Raw genomic sequence first — 16410 nt, forward strand, 5'->3', positions numbered from 1 at the left:
CTCACCCCATTCCGGCGGCGGTCAGCACGGCCCGCCTGGTCAGTACCCGCGCGAGGTGCTCCCGGTAGTCGGGCGAGGCCGACAGGTCCCGGGCGGGCCGGGTGCCCTCGGCGGCGGCCTCGGCGGCCCGGGCCACGGCCCCCGGACCGTCGGCACCGGACAGCGCCCGCTCGGCCGCGCCGGCCCGCAGCGGGGTGGCGCCCATGTTGGTGAGCCCGATGCGCGCCTCGGCGATGTGCCCGTCGGCGCGCCGCACCAGCGCCGCGACGCCGACGATCGCCCACGCCTGCGCGACCCGCTGGAACTTCTCGTAGTGGAAGCCCCAGCCGTCGGTCTTCGGGATCCGCACCTCGACGAGCAGTTCGTCGGGCGCGAGCGCCGACTGCAGGTAGTCCACGAAGAACTCCCGGGCCGGGACCGTGCGCCGACCGCCCGGACCGGCGACGACCAGTTCGGCGTCGAGGGCGAGTGCCACGGCGGGCAGGTCCCCGGCGGGGTCGGCGTGCGCGAGCGAGCCGCCGAGGGTGCCGCGGTGCCGTACGGCGGGGTCGGCGACGGTGGCCGTGGCCGCCGCGAGCAGCCCGGCGTGCCGCCGCACCAGCGGGTCGTGGAGGACGTCGTGGTGGGTGGTCAGCGCGCCGATGGCGAGCGTGTCGCCGTCCTCGCGGATCCCGCGCAGCTCCGGGATCCGGCCCACGTCCACCACCAGTTCCGGGAAGGCGAGCCGCAGGCGCAGCAGCGGCAGCAGGCTCTGCCCGCCGGCCAGCACCTTCGCCTCCTCGCCCGCGTCGGCGAGCGCGCGCACCGCCTCGTCGACGGTGTCCGGCCGGGCGTACTCGAATGCCGGGGGAATCATGCCGACGCCTCCTTCACCGCTCGCCACACCCGCTCCGGGGTGCAGGGCATCCGCACGTCGGTGACGCCCAGCGGGCGCAGCGCGTCCACCACGGCGTTGACCACCGCGGGCGTCGACGCGATCGTCCCGGCCTCGCCGACGCCCTTGACCCCCATGGCGTTCGAGACCGCCGGGGTCTCCGTCCGGTCGGTGACGAAGTCAGGCAGGTCCGCCGCCGACGGCACCAGATAGTCCGCCATGGTCCCGGAGACGAGGTTGCCCTCGTCGTCGTAGACGGCCTCCTCGTACAGCGCCTGCGCGATGCCCTGCGCGAGACCGCCGTGCACCTGGCCCTCGACGATCATCGGGTTGACGACATGGCCGACGTCGTCCACGCAGACGTACGACCTGATCTCCGTCCGGCCGGTCTCGGTGTCGACCTCGACCGCGCACAGGTGGGTGCCGTGCGGGTAGGAGAAGTTCTCCGGGTCGATCACCGTCTCGGCGTTGATGGACGGTTCCACGCCGTCCGGCAGGTCGTGGCCGGTGAACGTCTCGAAGGCGATCTCCTGGATGGACTTCCGCGCCTCCGGGGAGCCCTTCACGGCGAACACGCCGTCCGTGAACTCCAGGTCCTGCTCGCTGGCCTCCAGCAGGTGCGCGGCCACCTTCCGGGCCTTCTCGACCACCTTCACCGCCGCCCGGTGCACGGCCTCGCCGCCGACGGCCAGCGACCGCGAGCCGTAGGTGTCCATGCCCTGCGGGGAGGTCCGGGTGTCGCCGTGCACCACCTCGACGTCCTCGAACGGCACGCCCAGCACGTCGGCCGCGATCTGGCTCCAGCAGGTCTCGTGCCCCTGCCCGTGCGGACTGGTGCCGGTGACCACCTCGACCTTGCCGGTGGGCAGCATGCGGATGCTCGCCGCCTCCCAGCCGCCGGCCGCGTACCGCAGATCGCGCAGCACCCGGCTCGGGGCGAGCCCGCACATCTCGGTGTACGTCGACACGCCGATGCCGAGGCGTACCGGGTCGCCGCGTTCGTCGCGCCGCCGCTGCTCGGCACGGAGGCCGTCGTACCCGAACAGGGCGAGGGCCTTCTCGGTGGCCGCCTCGTAGTTGCCGCTGTCGTAGGTCAGCCCGGCGATCGAGGTGTACGGGAACTCCTCGTGCCGGATCCAGTTCCGGCGCCGCAACTCCACCGGATCCAGCCCGAGTTCGGCGGCCAGGTCGTCCATGATCCGCTCGATGGCGAAGGTCGCCTCGGGGCGCCCGGCGCCGCGGTAGGCGTCGGTGGGGGTGCGGGTGGTGAAGACGCCGGTGCAGGTGAATTCGTAGGCGTCCATCTTGTAGATCGCCGGGTACATGAAGGCGCCGAGGATCGGGATGCCCGGGGTGACCAGCATCAGGTAGGCGCCCATGTCGGCGGTCAGGTCCACCTTCAGGCCGAGCAGTCTGCCCTCGCGGGTGGCGGCGATCTCGACGTCCTGGATCATGCCGCGGCCGTGGTGGGTGGCGAGGTAGCCCTCGGAGCGGGACTCCGTCCACTTCACCGGGCGGCCGAGTCTGCGGGCGACGGCGAGCGCGACGGCCTCCTCGCCGTACACCTGGAGCTTGGAGCCGAAGCCGCCGCCCACGTCCGGGGCGATCACCCGGAGCTTCTGCTCGGGGATGCCGGTGACGGTGGCCAGCATGATCCGCAGGATGTGCGGGATCTGGGTCGCCGAGTAGACCGTGTACTCGCCGGAGGCGGCGATCGGGGTGACCACGACCGCGCGCGGCTCCATGGCGTTGGGGATCAGCCGCTGCTGGTGGTAGCGGCGCTTGAGCGTGACGTCGGCGCGCTGCCGTACGGACTCGAAGCTCTCGCCGGTGGCCAGCGGCCAGGTGTAGCAGCGGTTGGTGCCCTTGTCGGCGTGGACCAGCGGGGCGTCGTCGGCGAGGGCGGCCTCCAGGTCGAGGACCGGGGGCAGCGGGTCGTAGTCGACCTCGACCGCCTCCAGCGCGTCGGCGGCGGCGTACCGGTCGCGGGCCACCACGACGGCCACCGGGTCGCCGGCGTGCCGCACCTCGTCGACGGCGATCGGCGGGTGGTCCGGCAGCACGATGTCCTCGGTCACCGGCCAGGCGCAGGGCAGCGAGCCCAGGCCCGCGGCGAGGTCGGCGCCGGTGAACGCGGCGACGACACCCGGGCGTTCCAGGGCGGGGGAGACGTCGACCCGGGTGAGGCGGGCGTGCGCCATCGGGCTGCGCAGGACGGCCAGGTGGAGCAGCCCGGCGACCTGGATGTTGTCGGTCCAGCTGGTCTGCCCGGTGATCAGCCGGGCGTCCTCCTTGCGCAGCCGGGCGCGGCCGATCTCGTGTGCTGTGGCCTTCACGGCCTGGTCGGTCATGCCGTGACCTCCTCGCCGACCGGGCGCCCGGCGGCGGGCTGCCGCCCGTCCTGCTGTCCGTCCGGTTGTCCGGCGGCGGCGAGCACCGCGCGGACGATGTTCTGGTAGCCGGTGCACCGGCACAGGTTGCCCTCCAGGGCCTGCCGGACCTCGTCGGAGGACGGGTGCGGGTTCTCGCGCAGCAGATCGCGGGCCGCCATGATCATCCCGGGCGTGCAGTAGCCGCACTGCAGTCCGTGCCGCTCGTGGAACGCCCGCTGCAACGCCGTCCACTCCCCGTCCACGGCCAGCCCCTGGACGGTGGTCACCGTGGAGCCGTCCGCCTGGACGGCCAGCACCGAGCAGCTCTTGACGGTCGCCCCGTCCAGGTCGACCGTGCACGCGCCGCAGTTCGAGGTGTCGCAGCCGATCGGGGTTCCGGTCAGGCCGAGACGGTCGCGCAGGTAGTGGGCCAGCAGCAGACGGGGTTCCACCTCGTCCTCGTAGCGGGTGCCGTCCACCGTCACCTTGATGTGGGTCATGTGGCCTCCAGACCGTGCGGCGGGACCGAGGGATTTCAGCCAGACGGCGTGATGTAGGTCACTCTAGAACCGTGGCAAGGGGGCGGCGAGTGCTGCGCCGGGGCTTTCGTTGAGCGTTAATCCATTGCCGCCGCCCGGGCCGTCCTGCTGCACTGCTCCCCACCCGACGTCACCGAGAGAGGACCACCGATGCGCACTGCGTGCATGTCCACCGAGGAAGGAATCCCACCCATGCCGAAGGACATCACGACCGGTGCATCTGCTCAATCTCGGAATTCTCGCCCACGTCGACGCAGGTAAGACCAGTCTGACCGAACGGCTGCTGCACACCGCCGGCGTCACCGACGAACTCGGCAGCGTCGACGCCGGCAGCACCCGTACGGACACCCTCGCCCTGGAGCGGCAGCGCGGGATCACCATCAAGTCCGCCGTCGTCTCGTTCCCGCTCGACGGTGTCACAGTCAACCTCATCGACACCCCGGGTCACCCGGACTTCATCGCCGAGGTGGAACGGGTCCTCGGTGTCCTCGACGGCGCGGTCCTCGTCGTGTCGGCAGTCGAGGGCGTCCAGGCGCAGACCCGGGTCCTGATGCGGACCCTGCGACGGCTGCGCATCCCCACGCTGGTCTTCGTCAACAAGATCGACCGGCGGGGCGCCCGCTCCGACGCCGTGCTCGCCCAGCTGGCCCGCAGGCTCGCCGTCCCCCTCGTTCCGATGGGCCGGGCCACCGCGCTCGGCACCCGCGCCGCCCGCTTCCTGCCCGGCCTCGGCCCGGCCGCCCTGGACGCGCTCGCCGACCACGACGACGCACTGCTCGCCGCCTACCTGGACGGTGGTGTCCCCGAACCCCGGCTGCGCGCCGCGCTCGCCGAGCAGACCCGGCGGGCCCTCGTCCACCCGGTGTACTTCGGCTCCGCCGCCACCGGCGCCGGCGTGGCCGACCTGGTCGCGGGCATCGAGCGGCTGCTTCCGGCCGCCGGCGGCGACCCCGCCGGCCCGTTCTCCGGCACGGTGTTCAAGGTGGAGCGGGGCCCGGCGGGGGAGAAGGTCGCTTACGCGCGCCTCTTCTCCGGCACCCTCGGGGTCCGTGACCGGGTCCCGTTCGGAAGCCGGGCCGCGGACGGCGGCCGGCCGGAGGGCCGGGTCACCGGGCTCAGCGTCTTCGAGGGCGGTACCGACCTCCGGCGGGACCGCGCCGGTGCCGGGCGGATCGTCAAGGTGTGGGGGCTCGGCGGCATCCGGATCGGGGACGCGCTCGGCGCGCCCGGCCGGGCGTACGAGCACCACTTCGCGCCCCCCAGCCTGGAGACCGTCGTGGTCCCCGGACCGGGCACCGACCGGCGCGCCCTGCATGTCGCCCTCACCCAGCTCGCCGAACAGGACCCGCTGATCGACGTCCGGTCCGACGAGGTACGCCAGGAGACCTCCGTCTCCCTCTACGGCGAGGTGCAGAAGGAGGTGATCCAGGCGACCCTCGCCGACGACTACGGCCTCGACGTCACGTTCCGGGAGACCACCACCATCTGCGTCGAACGGCTCACCGGCGCCGGGGCCGCCGTCGAGTTCAACAGGAAGGACGGCAACCCCTTCCTGGCCACGGTCGGCCTGCGGGTGGAGCCGGCCCCGCCCGGCGCGGGCGTCGGGTTCCGGCTGGAGGTGGAGCTGGGCTCGATGCCGTACGCCTTCTTCAAGGCCGTCGAGGAGACCGTGCGCGAGACGCTCGGCCAGGGGCTGCACGGCTGGCGGATCCCGGACTGCACGGTGACCATGACCCATTCCGGGTACTCGCCCCGGCAGAGCCATGCCCACCAGGGGTTCGACAAGAGCATGTCGAGCACCGGCCACGACTTCCGCGGACTGACCCCGCTGGTGCTCACCGAGGCGCTGCGGCGGGCCGGCACCCGGGTGCACGAGCCCATGCACCGGTTCCGCCTGGAGGCCCCGGTGGACACGCTGGGCGCGCTGCTTCCGGTGCTCGCCGGGCTCGGCGCGGTACCGCAGCGGACCGCGACCGAGGGGGTGCTCGCGGTCCTGGAGGGCGCCGTGCCCGCGGCCAGGGTGCACGGTCTGGAGCAACGGCTGCCGGGGCTGACCCGGGGCGAGGGCGAGCTGGAGACCGCCTTCGACCACTACGCGCCGGTGGAGCGGGGCCCCGTCCCGGAGCGGCCGCGCACCGACCACAACCCGCTGAGCCGTAAGGAGTACCTGTTGAACGTGACGGGTCGAGTGGCCGGCTGAGCGAACCGGTACTCAACTTACTCGTGAGTCAGAAGTATTGACTGTGTCCGGAAATCACCGGACTGTAATGGACATGACGAATATCCGGGCACGACTGATCGTTGTCCTGGTTGTCCTCTGCGGATTCCTCGCGGTGGCGGGCGCCCCGTCCGCCACCGCAGCCACCCCGTCCGGCTCCCTCCCGTTCGACGGCACCGCGCTCACCGTGCAGAACGGCCGTTTCGTCGACGGCCAGGGCCGTGAGGTCGTGCTGCGCGGCTACAACGTCTCGGGCGAGACCAAGCTGGAGGAGAACAGCGGCCTGCCCTTCGCCTCGGTCGCCGACGCGAAGAAGTCCGCCACCGCGCTGCGCGCCCTCGGCGGCGGCAACGCCGTGCGCTTCCTGCTCTCCTGGGCGCACGCCGAACCCGTCCAGGGCCAGGTCGACACCACCTACCTGGCCAACGCGACCGCGCAGATGCAGGCGTTCCTCGACGCCGGCATCCGCGTCTTCCCCGACTTCCACCAGGACCTGTACTCCCGCTACCTGTTCAACTCGGGCAGCTGGTACACGGGCGACGGCGCCCCCGAATGGGCGGTGGCGCTCGGCGACTATCCGACCGAGTACTGCGGCATCTGCTTCCTCTGGGGCCAGAACATCACCCAGAACGCGGCCGTCCAGGACGCCCAGTACGACTTCTGGCACAACAACTACGGCCTCCAGGACGCCTTCCTGGCCACCGCCCAGACCACCATGACCTACCTGGCCCAGCACCTGACGTCCGACGAGTTCGCCGGTGTGGTCGGCTTCGACCCGTACAACGAGCCGTACGCCGGCTCCTACGACTCCGGCGAGGCCTCCCGCACCTGGGAGCAGAACCGGCTGTGGCCCTTCTACCAGAAGTTCCGCGCCCGGATGGACGCGGCCGGCTGGAGCAGCAAGCCCGCCCTCGTCGAACCGAACCTCTTCTGGAACGGCAACGTCACCAAGGAGGAGGGCGGCCTGCTGGACGCGGGCACGCTCGGCTCGCGCTACGTCTTCAACACCCACTTCTACGACCAGAAGGCGATCTCCGGCATCCTCATGTGGGGCAACGCCTCCGACGGCCAGTACTCCACCGACTTCGGCACCATCCGCGACCGCGCCTCGGCGGCCGGAACCACGGCCGTCGTCAGCGAGTTCGGGCATCCGCTGGCCGGCACCACCGCGGGCAAGGCACCGACCGTCGACAAGGCGATGTACCAGGCCCTCGACTCCCGCCTCTCCGGGGCCAACTGGTGGTCCACCCCGGCCTCCTCCGGACCGGTCCTCTCCGGCACCCAGTGGCAGTGGGACATCTACAGCGGCCGCCACCACGAGCTGATGAACGACAACCCGGACAAGGTCCTCACCTCCGGCGACGCCTGGAACGACGAGGACATGTCGGCCGTGAACATGACCGACTCGGGCACCGTGACGCTCCGTCAGGACGCCCGGCTGCTCGACCGGGTCTACCCGTCCGCCACCTCCGGCTCCACCCTCGCCTTCAGCTACGAGGACCGCTCCCGGGACGGCTCCACGACCCTGACCTGGAACCCGGTGCCCAGCTCGCTGCCGAACGTGGCCGCGCTGGTCGGCTCCGGACAGTACGCCGTCCAGGTCTGGCGCTCCGGCAGCGCCACCGCACCGACCGAACTGCATCTCCCGGCCTCCTTCGCGACCGCTTCCACCACCGTCGTCTCCGACCTGGGCACCTCCTACGGGCCCCCGGCCTACACGTCCTCGACCCCGGTCGGCGTGGCGGCGGAACCGGGTGGGACGGGCAGCCGCCGACTGCTGCTCACCGACTCGGACTCCGGCGTGCTGCACTTCGCGCTGGTGACCAACGGGGCGACCTCACCCGGCTCCACCGTGCTCACCGCGGCCAAGGCGGAACTGGCCGCCTGGGTGGCGGCGAAGTTCTGAGCAGTGCTTCGGCCTCCGGAGTGCCGCGCATTCCGGAGGCCGAAGTACCTGATGGATGGTCAACTACCCGACGCACCTGTCCAGTCGGCCTGCACATGGCCGAGCCGGACGCGCTGCGGGTGGTCGCCCACCGGTACGGAGAGCACCTTCTGACCGGTGCCGAAGTCGATGGCCGTCACCTGGTCGGCACCGGCCTCCGAGATGATGCAGTCCTTGCCGTCGCCGCTCACGGTCGCCCAGTAGGGCGTGGACGCGGTGACGAGCGGGCCCTCCTGGAGAGTGGCCCGGTCCACGACCGTCGCGTAGTTGTCCATCGTCCCGGCGACGCACAGCTTGGTGCCGTCCGGCTTCATCGAGATGCCGTGGTGGCGCGAGTCGAGGAGCCAGGTGGTGCGGTCGGTGCTGGTCGCCGGGTTCGCCGGCAGCGTCTTCACCCGGGTGATCTTGTCGGTGGCGATGTCGTACTCCAGGAAGCCGTTGAAGAACGACACCTGGAAGTACATCTTCGACCAGTCGGGCGTGAAGGCCGCGGGCCGGACCGCGTCCGAGAAGTCCGTCAGGCCGATCGCGTCCAGCCGGGCCCGCATGTCGATGGTCTTGACCTGCTTGTAGGTCGTGGCGTCCGCGACGGTGATGTGCCGGTCGCCCTTCGTCCAGTCCCAGATCGGGTCGTCGAGCGAGGTGGTGACCTCGCCGATCGACATGTTCCAGATGTACTTGCCGTCGGGGCTGAAGACGTTCTCGTGCGGCTTGTCGCCGGTGGCGAACTCGCCCAGCTCCTTGCCGGTGTTGATGTCCAGCACCTGCACCTTGTTCGCGGTGGACGCCGAGACCGCGACCTTCGTGCCGTCGGGCGAGACGGCCATGTGGTCGGCGCGGTAACCGGCCACCGGGAAGCGCCAGTTGATCGTGTCGGTGGCGAGGTCGATGGAGACGACGTCGGCGAAGCTCGGGCGCGAGACGACCACGGACTTCCCGTCCGGCGTGGAGTACATGTCGTCCACGTACTGGTCGTGGCCCTGGCCGACCTCGTTGCGGATCGACGTGTAGTAGATCCACTTGATGGGGTCGGCGTTGATCTCGGCGATCCGCGCGTCCTTGTCGGGGACGACGTTGAGCTGGCCGACCTTGGCGAAGTCGCCGGTCGAGTTCAGGACGGTCGCGGTGCCGTCCCAGTTGTTGCCGACGAACAAGACCTCGCGCAGGGACGCGTCGGCCGCGGCGGTGGCGGCGGTCGCGGGTGCGGCGACGGTCAGGACGAGGGCGGCGGCTACGGAGCAAAGGTGCCTGGGTCTGAAGGCAGGCATGGCTGCTCTCTCCTCTGAAGGGGGGTGGGGACGCGCCCGTGCCCGCGCGGTCGACGGGTCACGAAATCTGAACACAGGCGCGTTCAAAGTGAACTTACTGAAAAGTAAGGAGGGGGTGGCTGAGTCCACAAGAGGCGTACGCGAGAAAATTGGCCATCGGGCGGTCGACGGAGGGGGCAATCTTGGCGGGCAGGCTCAAGGCACCGACGGGTCGCTACGGCGGCCGCTCCGCCGCGGAACGCAAGGCCGACCGGCGGCGGCGCTTCCTGGCGGCGGCGCTCCAACTCTTCGGCGAGGCACCGGGGTTCCGTGCCACGACCGTCGCCGCGCTGAGCCAGGCGGCGGGTCTGTCGACCCGTCAGTTCTACGAGGAGTTCCATACGCTGGAGGACGTGCTCGCGGCGCTGCATCTGGAGGTCAACGGGTGGGCGGAGGAAGCGGTGCGGGGCGCGTTCGCGGAGGCGGAGCCCTTGCCGCTGGTGGAACGGGTGACGGTGCTGTTCCGCGCCTACGCCCGTGACGTGACCTCCGACCCCCGCCGGATCCGTATCGCCTTCGTCGAGATCATCGGGGTCAGTCCGCGGCTGGAGGAGCAGCGGCTGGCGCGGCGGGCGCGGTGGGTGGACCTGATATGCACCGAGGCGAACGCGGCCGTTGCGCGTGGCGACGCGGCCCCGCGGGACTACCGGCTGGCCGCCGCGGCCTTCATCGGCAGCGTGAACGGGTTGCTGCACGACTGGAGTGCGGGCCGGGTGGAGGCGAGTCTGGACGAGGTCGTGGAGGAGCTGGTGCGGTTGCTGGTGGGGATCCTGCGGCCGGAGGGGTGGACGCCAGGAGGCGTGCGGTAGGCGCCGGTTCGCCTTTGTCACACCCGTTGACTCCATCCCCTGGCAGCTCTACGGTCGGCGCGCGACATGTTCGAAAGGCCGATCCATGTTCGAAATCACGAACATGTGGATCGAATGTCCTGGCGCACCCCCGTGAAGGAGCCGCATGTACCCCCCGCCCAGATCGACCGGCAGCGGTCTCGTACGACACCTGTGGGCCGCCGCCGTACGCGCCCTCGCCCTGACCCTGACGGCCGCGGCCGCGCTGCTCTTCGCCGCCCCGGGCCCGGCCCGGGCGGCGACGGTTCCGCAGGTCTCGGTGCCCACCGCCCCGATGGGCTGGGCCTCCTGGAACAGCTTCGCGGCGAAGATCGACTACGACGTCATCAAGGCGCAGGTCGACGCGTTCGTCGCGGCCGGCCTCCCGGCCGCCGGCTACAAGTACATCAACATCGACGAGGGCTGGTGGCAGGGCACCAGGGACAGTGCCGGCAACATCACCGTCGACACCGGTGAGTGGCCCGGTGGCATGAGCGCCATCGCCGACTACATCCACAGCAAGGGCCTGAAGGCCGGCATCTACACCGACGCGGGCGCGAACGGCTGCGGCTACTACTACCCGACCGGCCGCCCCGCCGCCGCCGACACCGGCAGCGAGGGGCACTACGCCCAGGACATGCTCCAGTTCTCCGAGTGGGGCTTCGACTTCGTGAAGGTCGACTGGTGCGGCGGCGACGCCGAGGGCCTGGACGCGGCCACCACCTACAAGTCGATCAGCTCGGCCGTCGCCACGGCCGGCGCCACCACCGGCCGCCCGCTGACCCTGTCCATCTGCAACTGGGGCTACCAGAACACCTGGAACTGGGCGACGGGCCTCGCCCCCATGTGGCGGACCAGCACGGACATCTACTACTACGGCGGCACGGCGTCGCAGTCGGCGGTGCTGTCCAACTTCGACCAGACCCTGCACCCGGCCGCCCAGCACACCGGCTACTACAACGACCCCGACATGCTCACCGTCGGCATGTCCGGCCTCACGGCGGCCCAGAACCGCACCCACATGGCCCTGTGGGCGATCTCCGGCGCCCCGCTGCTCGCCGGCAACGACCTCACCACGATGACCAGCGAGACGGCCGCCATCCTCAAGAACTCCGACGTCGTCGCCGTCGACCAGGACGCGCGGGGGCTGCAGGGCGTCAAGGTCGCCGAGGACACCACCGGTCTGCAGGTCTACAGCAAGGTCCTGGCCGGCACCGGCAGTCGCGCGGTCGTGCTGCTCAACCGCACCTCCGCCGCCGCGAACATCACCGCCCGCTGGTCCGACCTCGGCCTGACCGGCGCCTCCGCGACGGTCCGCGACCTGTGGGCGCAGACGAACCTCGGCTCGTACGCGACGAGTTACACCGCCAGCGTGCCGGCCGGCGGCTCGGTGATGCTCAAGGTCAGCGGCGGCACGGAGGCGGCGAGCACCAGCTACGGCGCGTCCTCCACCGGCAAGTACACCGGTGTCGGCGCCGCGAGCACCGGCCTGGACGTCGTCGACGTCGCCTACACCAACACCGGCTCCACCGCAGTCACCGGCACCCTCCAGGTCAACGGCCAGACCGCGACCACGGTCTCCTTCCCGCCGACGGGATCCGCGCAGGGCACCGTGTCCGTGCAGGTCGACCTGAGCAAGGGGTCGGGCAACTCACTCACGTTCACCGGGAGTTCGCTGCCGTCGCTCGGCTCGATCGCGGTGAGCCCGATCCCCGGCACCAACGGCACACTCGTCGTGGGCAAGGCCTCCAGCCGCTGTGCCGACGTCTACAACAACACCATCACCAACGGCACCCAGGCCGAGATCTGGGACTGCAACGGCGGCCAGAACCAGGCGTGGACGTACACCTCGCGCAAGGAGTTCGTGGTGTACGGCAACAAGTGCCTCGATGCCTACAACCAGGGCACGACCAACGGCACCAAGGTCGTCATCTGGGACTGCAACGGGCAGAACAACCAGAAGTGGAACGTCAACTCGGACGGGACGATCACGAACGTCAACGCCGGGTTGTGCCTGGACGCGTACGGGGCGGCCACGAGCAACGGGACCTCGCTGGTGCTGTGGGCCTGCAACGGGGGGACCAACCAGCAGTGGAGTCAGAGCTGAGCTGAGTCGGTAGTCGGTCGGGTGCGGGTGGGCTGTGGCTGGTCGCGCACACGCGGCGGCAGCCGCATATCAGTCACAGCCCCGCGCCCCTTTGGGGCGCGCTCATGTAGTCAGCGTCAGCAGAGTCGTTGCCGTCAGCATTGCGCAGGTCAGCAGGAAGCAGGCCAAGATGCGCCGGCGTAGCGACCGGTATCTGGTGTCGTACTCACGTCTCAGTTGTTCGCCGCGTTCCGCAGTGCGGTACCAGGACGCTCTGGCCAGGTCCAGGTACTCCGCTTCGAAATATCGCTCCAGGTCGGCCCGTTGAGAGTCCGTGAGCCAGCCGATGCCGTCGGTCAGTCGCGCCGCCACCCTGCGCCCCTCCTCCCTGGTCGCTGCCAGCAGCAGATGCCCCTCGATCTGGTTGACCAGTGCCCGTTCCTCCTCCCTCGCCGTCATCGTGCGCTCAACTCGCGCTCCACGGGGGCATGGTGCAGGTCGAACGCCGGGGACTCGCTGCGGATGCGGGGGAGGGTGACGAAGTTGTGGCGCGGGGGCGGGCAGGAGGTCGCCCACTCCAGGGAGCGGCCGTAGCCCCACGGGTCGTCCGACTCGACCTTCTCCCCGTACCTGGCCGTCTTCCAGACGTTGTAGAAGAACGGGAGCAGCGACGAGCCCAGCAGGAACGAGAAGACCGTCGAGACCGTGTTGAGCGTGGTGAGGCCCTCGGCCGCCAGGTAGTCGGGGATCCGGCGCTGCATGCCCTCGGCGCCCAGCCAGTGCTGGACCAGGAACGTGCCGTGGAAGCCGGTGAACAGGGTCCAGAAGGTGATCTTGCCGAGCCGCTCGTCCAGCATCCTGCCCGTGAACTTGGGCCACCAGAAGTGGAATCCGGCGAACATCGCGAAGACGACCGTACCGAAGACCACGTAGTGGAAGTGGGCGACGACGAAGTACGAGTCGGAGACGTGGAAGTCGATCGGCGGGGACGCGAGCATCACGCCGGTCAGGCCGCCGAAGACGAAGGTCACCAGGAAGCCCGTGGTCCAGAGCATGGGTGTCTCGAAGGACAGCGAGCCCTGCCACATCGTGCCGATCCAGTTGAAGAACTTCACCCCCGTCGGGACGGCGATCAGGAAGGTCATGAAGGAGAGGAAGGGGAGGAGCACGCCTCCCGTGACGTACATGTGGTGGGCCCATACGGTCACCGAGAGGCCGGCGATGGCGATGGTCGCCCCCACCAGGCCGAGGTAGCCGAACATCGGCTTGCGGGAGAAGACCGGGATGACCTCCGAGACGATGCCGAAGAACGGCAGCGCGATGATGTACACCTCGGGGTGGCCGAAGAACCAGAAGAGATGCTGCCAGAGCAGTGCTCCGCCGTTCGCCGCGTCGAAGACGTGGGCGCCGAACTTGCGGTCCGCCTCCAGGGCGAACAGGGCGGCGGCGAGGACGGGGAAGGCCAGCAGGACCAGCAGCGCCGTCAGCAGGACGTTCCAGACGAAGATCGGCATCCGGAACATCGTCATGCCGGGTGCGCGCATGCAGATGATCGTGGTGATGAAGTTGACCGCGCCGAGGATGGTGCCGAAGCCGGAGAGGGCCAGCCCCATGATCCACATGTCGGTGCCGGCGCCCGGCGAGCGGACCGCGTCCGACAGCGGTGCGTAGGCGAACCAGCCGAAGTCGGCCGCGCCCTGCGGGGTGAGGAAGCCGCCGACCGCGATGGTGGAGCCGAGCAGGTAGAGCCAGTAGGCCAGCATGTTCAGGCGCGGGAAGGCCACGTCCGGGGCGCCGATCTGGAGCGGCATGATCCAGTTCGCGAAGCCCGCGAACAGCGGCGTCGCGAACATCAGCAGCATGATCGTGCCGTGCATCGTGAACGCCTGGTTGAACTGCTCGTTCGACATGATCTGGAGGCCCGGGCGGGCCAGTTCGGCGCGCATCAGCAGGGCCGTCACCCCGCCGAGGAGGAAGAACGCGAACGCTGTGACCAGGTACAGCGTCCCGATCGTCTTGTGATCCGTGGTCGTGAGCCACTTGAGGTTCCGCATGCCCCGCCTGTGTCCGGGCTGTGCCCGCCGGTCACACTCGGCGGATGCGACGAGCGTCACGGAAACGGGTGTGACGATCGGGCAGGTGCCGGACAGGAACGGGACATGAGCAACGACGAGATCTTCGCCGCTGCCTATCGCGAGCACTACTGGGCGGTCAGCCGCTATGTCGCGCGGCGACTGGACGGGCGGACCGGCGAGGTGGAGGAAGTGGTGGCGGAGGTGTTCACGGTGGCCTGGCGGCGCCGCGCCGACCTGCCGGCCGTCCCGCTGCCCTGGCTGTACGGCGTGGCACGCAACTGCCTCGCCAACGCGGTACGCGGGTACGGGCGACGCCGCCGGCTCCTGGACCGGGTGGGCAACGACGACACCGCACACCGACGGCACGTCGTGGACAGCCCCGGCAGCGAGCGCCCCGGCGCCTGGGTGCACGAGGCGCTCGCCCGGCTGTCCCCGGCCGACCAGGAGGTGCTGCGGCTGACGGCGTGGGAGGAACTCGGCGTCGACGAGGTCGCCGTCGTCCTGGGCTGCGGGAAACGGGCGGCGGCGATGCGGCTGCACCGCGCCCGCCACCGGCTCAGAGCCGAGATCGACCGTCTGCGCCCGCCCGCCGCCGAGGCCCTTCCCGAGGAACACCGCCATGGCTGACGAACTCGACCTGCTGCGCGCCGCCGACCCGGCCCCCGCCGACGGCCCCTACTTCGGCGACGGCCCTCTCGACCACACCGCCGAACGGCACCTCGCCCGGCTGCTGCACACCCCCCGCCCCGGCCGCCGGATCCGGTTCCGGCCGCGCCTGCTGTGGGGGCTGACCGCGGCCGCCGTCGTGGCGGCCACCACGCTGACGGTGCTGTTCGGCGGCCCCTCGGGTGCGCCGGCCGTCGCCGCACCCCGGCCGCTGACCGTCCGCACCCACTCCACCCCCGTACCGCTCGCCCAGGTCGCGCAACTCGCCGCCGTGGCCGCCACGGACGGCTCCCCGGCGCTGCGCCGGGGTACCCATGTGCAGTCCTGGAGCCTGGCCATGAGCGACGACAGGCCGCCGGTCACCCTGCCCGAGGAGCGCGTGGTGCGCTGGCGGGCGGACGGCACGCACACCGAGGTGGTCGTGGCCACCGACCCGGACCACGCGGGCCGGCCCGTGCTGACCGACACCGGCCGGGTCGAGGACGGCAAGGTGCTCAGCCGGCAGACGTTCCCGCCGATGTGGGGCGACGCGCCGCCCCTGTCCACACCTCCGCACGACCCCGCGAAGCTGCGCGCCTACCTCACCGACCTGATCCACAGCGACACCCTCACCACGTCCGGACTCCTCGACGCCACCGCGGAGTTGCTGGACAACTGGACGCTCGGCGCACGCGAGTCGGCGGCCCTGGCCGGCCTGCTCGCCGATGCGCGGGGGCTGCGGCCGGCCGGCCAGGTCACCGACCGGCTGGGCCGCACCGGTCAGGCGTACGTCCTCGACACGGGCACCGGCGGCCGGCGGATGCTCATCCTGGACCCGGCCACCGGCGCCGTACTCGGCCTGGAGACCACGTTCACCCGGGACGACCCCGCGTACGGGGTGCGGGCCGGGGACGTCATGGAGTACCGCGCCTGGATGCGCTGACCGCTCCCCGGTGGCAGTGCGCGGCCCGCAGGAGTGCCCGCAGCAGCACCGCGGGGCAGGCGTGCGGCCGTGGGCGGCGGGTGCGTCCCAGCGCAGCCCGCGCCGAGAAGGTCCAGGTCAACCGCGAGCTGACCTGGACCCTCCCGGCCCTTGCGACTACTCGTCCCATGCCTGGATCATGATCTGTTCGGCGATCTTGCCGTCGCGCAGCGTGATCATCGACTCGGCGAGCACGCGGACCCCGTCCCCGTACTCGCAGGACTCGGTGAAGGCGGCCTTGTCGCCCTCGACGATGCACTGGTCCAGCGTGTGCGTCATGTCGCGGCTGTAGACGTCGTCCAGCAGCGCGGCGATGTCCTGGCGGCCGTGCAGGACCTTGGGGTGGCTGGGCTGGGTGTTGCGGTCGATGATGCGGATCTCCGCGTCGTCCGCGTAGAGCGCCAGAAGACTGTTCCCGGTGTTCCCCTCTACGGCCCGGCGCAGCGTGTCGGTGTCGAACGTGGAACCCGTCGCGGTGCCCATGGTGACCTCCTGCGGGAGCCCGCGACCCGATGCGGGGCGGGCCGCGCGAGCCCCTCA

General features: G+C 70.9%; 13 protein-coding genes. 6 read left to right on the forward strand and 7 right to left on the reverse strand.

Annotated features, from left to right (window positions below):
* Position 1: 1 nt before the first annotated feature.
* From ACFZB3_RS05695 to ACFZB3_RS05705, 3 genes are read right to left on the reverse strand one after another with little or no spacing between them, the layout of a single operon-like run.
* Positions 2-856, reverse strand: a complete 855-nt coding sequence (locus ACFZB3_RS05695) for an FAD binding domain-containing protein (protein WP_391370219.1) — start codon at positions 854-856, stop codon at positions 2-4.
* Positions 853-3225 (reverse strand): molybdopterin cofactor-binding domain-containing protein, encoded by a 2373-nt coding sequence (locus ACFZB3_RS05700; RefSeq protein ID WP_391370222.1) that lies wholly within the window; start codon positions 3223-3225, stop codon positions 853-855. Before ACFZB3_RS05700 ends, ACFZB3_RS05695 begins: the two co-directional genes overlap by 4 nt.
* The gene (locus ACFZB3_RS05705; RefSeq protein WP_391370225.1) at positions 3222-3746 is read right to left on the reverse strand and encodes a 2Fe-2S iron-sulfur cluster-binding protein; all 525 of its coding nucleotides are present in this window, start codon (positions 3744-3746) and stop codon (positions 3222-3224) included. Before ACFZB3_RS05705 ends, ACFZB3_RS05700 begins: the two co-directional genes overlap by 4 nt.
* 253 nt (positions 3747-3999) lie before the next feature.
* Between ACFZB3_RS05705 and ACFZB3_RS05710 the strand changes: the two genes are divergently transcribed.
* Both ACFZB3_RS05710 and ACFZB3_RS05715 read left to right on the forward strand, forming a co-directional pair.
* Positions 4000-5985 (forward strand): GTP-binding protein, encoded by a 1986-nt coding sequence (locus ACFZB3_RS05710; RefSeq protein ID WP_391370228.1) that lies wholly within the window; start codon positions 4000-4002, stop codon positions 5983-5985.
* Positions 5986-6052: 67 nt separating this feature from the next.
* Positions 6053-7909 carry a cellulase family glycosylhydrolase gene (locus ACFZB3_RS05715; RefSeq protein WP_391370231.1) on the forward strand — a complete coding sequence of 619 codons (1857 nt, stop codon included), beginning with the start codon at positions 6053-6055 and terminating at the stop codon, positions 7907-7909.
* Positions 7910-7968: 59 nt separating this feature from the next.
* Here the strand turns inward: ACFZB3_RS05715 and ACFZB3_RS05720 are convergent, their stop codons facing one another.
* Positions 7969-9216: a YncE family protein gene (locus tag ACFZB3_RS05720; protein WP_391370234.1), complete on the reverse strand. Its 1248-nt coding sequence runs from the start codon at positions 9214-9216 to the stop codon at positions 7969-7971.
* A 182-nt stretch (positions 9217-9398) separates the two neighbouring features.
* Here ACFZB3_RS05720 and ACFZB3_RS05725 point away from each other — a divergent pair, with 182 nt between their 5' ends.
* Both ACFZB3_RS05725 and ACFZB3_RS05730 read left to right on the forward strand, forming a co-directional pair.
* On the forward strand, positions 9399-10064 hold the full coding sequence (locus ACFZB3_RS05725) for a TetR family transcriptional regulator (protein WP_391370237.1): 666 nt from the start codon (positions 9399-9401) through the stop codon (positions 10062-10064).
* Between the two features lie 145 nt (positions 10065-10209).
* The gene (locus ACFZB3_RS05730) at positions 10210-12189 is read left to right on the forward strand and encodes a ricin-type beta-trefoil lectin domain protein (protein ID WP_391370240.1); all 1980 of its coding nucleotides are present in this window, start codon (positions 10210-10212) and stop codon (positions 12187-12189) included.
* Between the two features lie 102 nt (positions 12190-12291).
* On the opposite strand, the gene ACFZB3_RS05735 is transcribed toward ACFZB3_RS05730, so the two are convergent.
* Positions 12292-12627, reverse strand: a complete 336-nt coding sequence (locus ACFZB3_RS05735) for a hypothetical protein (RefSeq protein WP_391370243.1) — start codon at positions 12625-12627, stop codon at positions 12292-12294.
* Positions 12624-14222, reverse strand: a complete 1599-nt coding sequence (gene ctaD, locus ACFZB3_RS05740; RefSeq protein WP_391370246.1) for a cytochrome c oxidase subunit I — start codon at positions 14220-14222, stop codon at positions 12624-12626. The genes ACFZB3_RS05735 and ctaD overlap by 4 nt, the downstream gene beginning before the upstream one ends.
* A 105-nt stretch (positions 14223-14327) precedes the next feature.
* On the opposite strand from ctaD, the gene ACFZB3_RS05745 reads away from it, so the two are divergent.
* Both ACFZB3_RS05745 and ACFZB3_RS05750 read left to right on the forward strand, forming a co-directional pair.
* The gene (locus ACFZB3_RS05745) at positions 14328-14870 is read left to right on the forward strand and encodes a sigma-70 family RNA polymerase sigma factor (RefSeq protein WP_391370248.1); all 543 of its coding nucleotides are present in this window, start codon (positions 14328-14330) and stop codon (positions 14868-14870) included.
* Entirely contained in the window at positions 14863-15831 is a 969-nt protein-coding gene (locus ACFZB3_RS05750) for a CU044_5270 family protein (RefSeq protein WP_391370251.1), read from the forward strand. The genes ACFZB3_RS05745 and ACFZB3_RS05750 overlap by 8 nt, the downstream gene beginning before the upstream one ends.
* Positions 15832-15987: 156 nt before the next feature.
* Here ACFZB3_RS05750 and ACFZB3_RS05755 read toward each other — a convergent pair whose 3' ends face one another.
* Complete coding sequence (locus ACFZB3_RS05755) at positions 15988-16353, reverse strand: nuclear transport factor 2 family protein (protein WP_391370253.1); 366 nt, start codon at positions 16351-16353, stop codon at positions 15988-15990.
* Between the last annotated feature and the right edge of the window lie 57 nt (positions 16354-16410).

The sequence above is a fragment of the Streptomyces sp. NPDC008092 genome, from assembly GCF_042957285.1.
Lineage (GTDB): Bacteria > Actinomycetota > Actinomycetes > Streptomycetales > Streptomycetaceae > Streptomyces.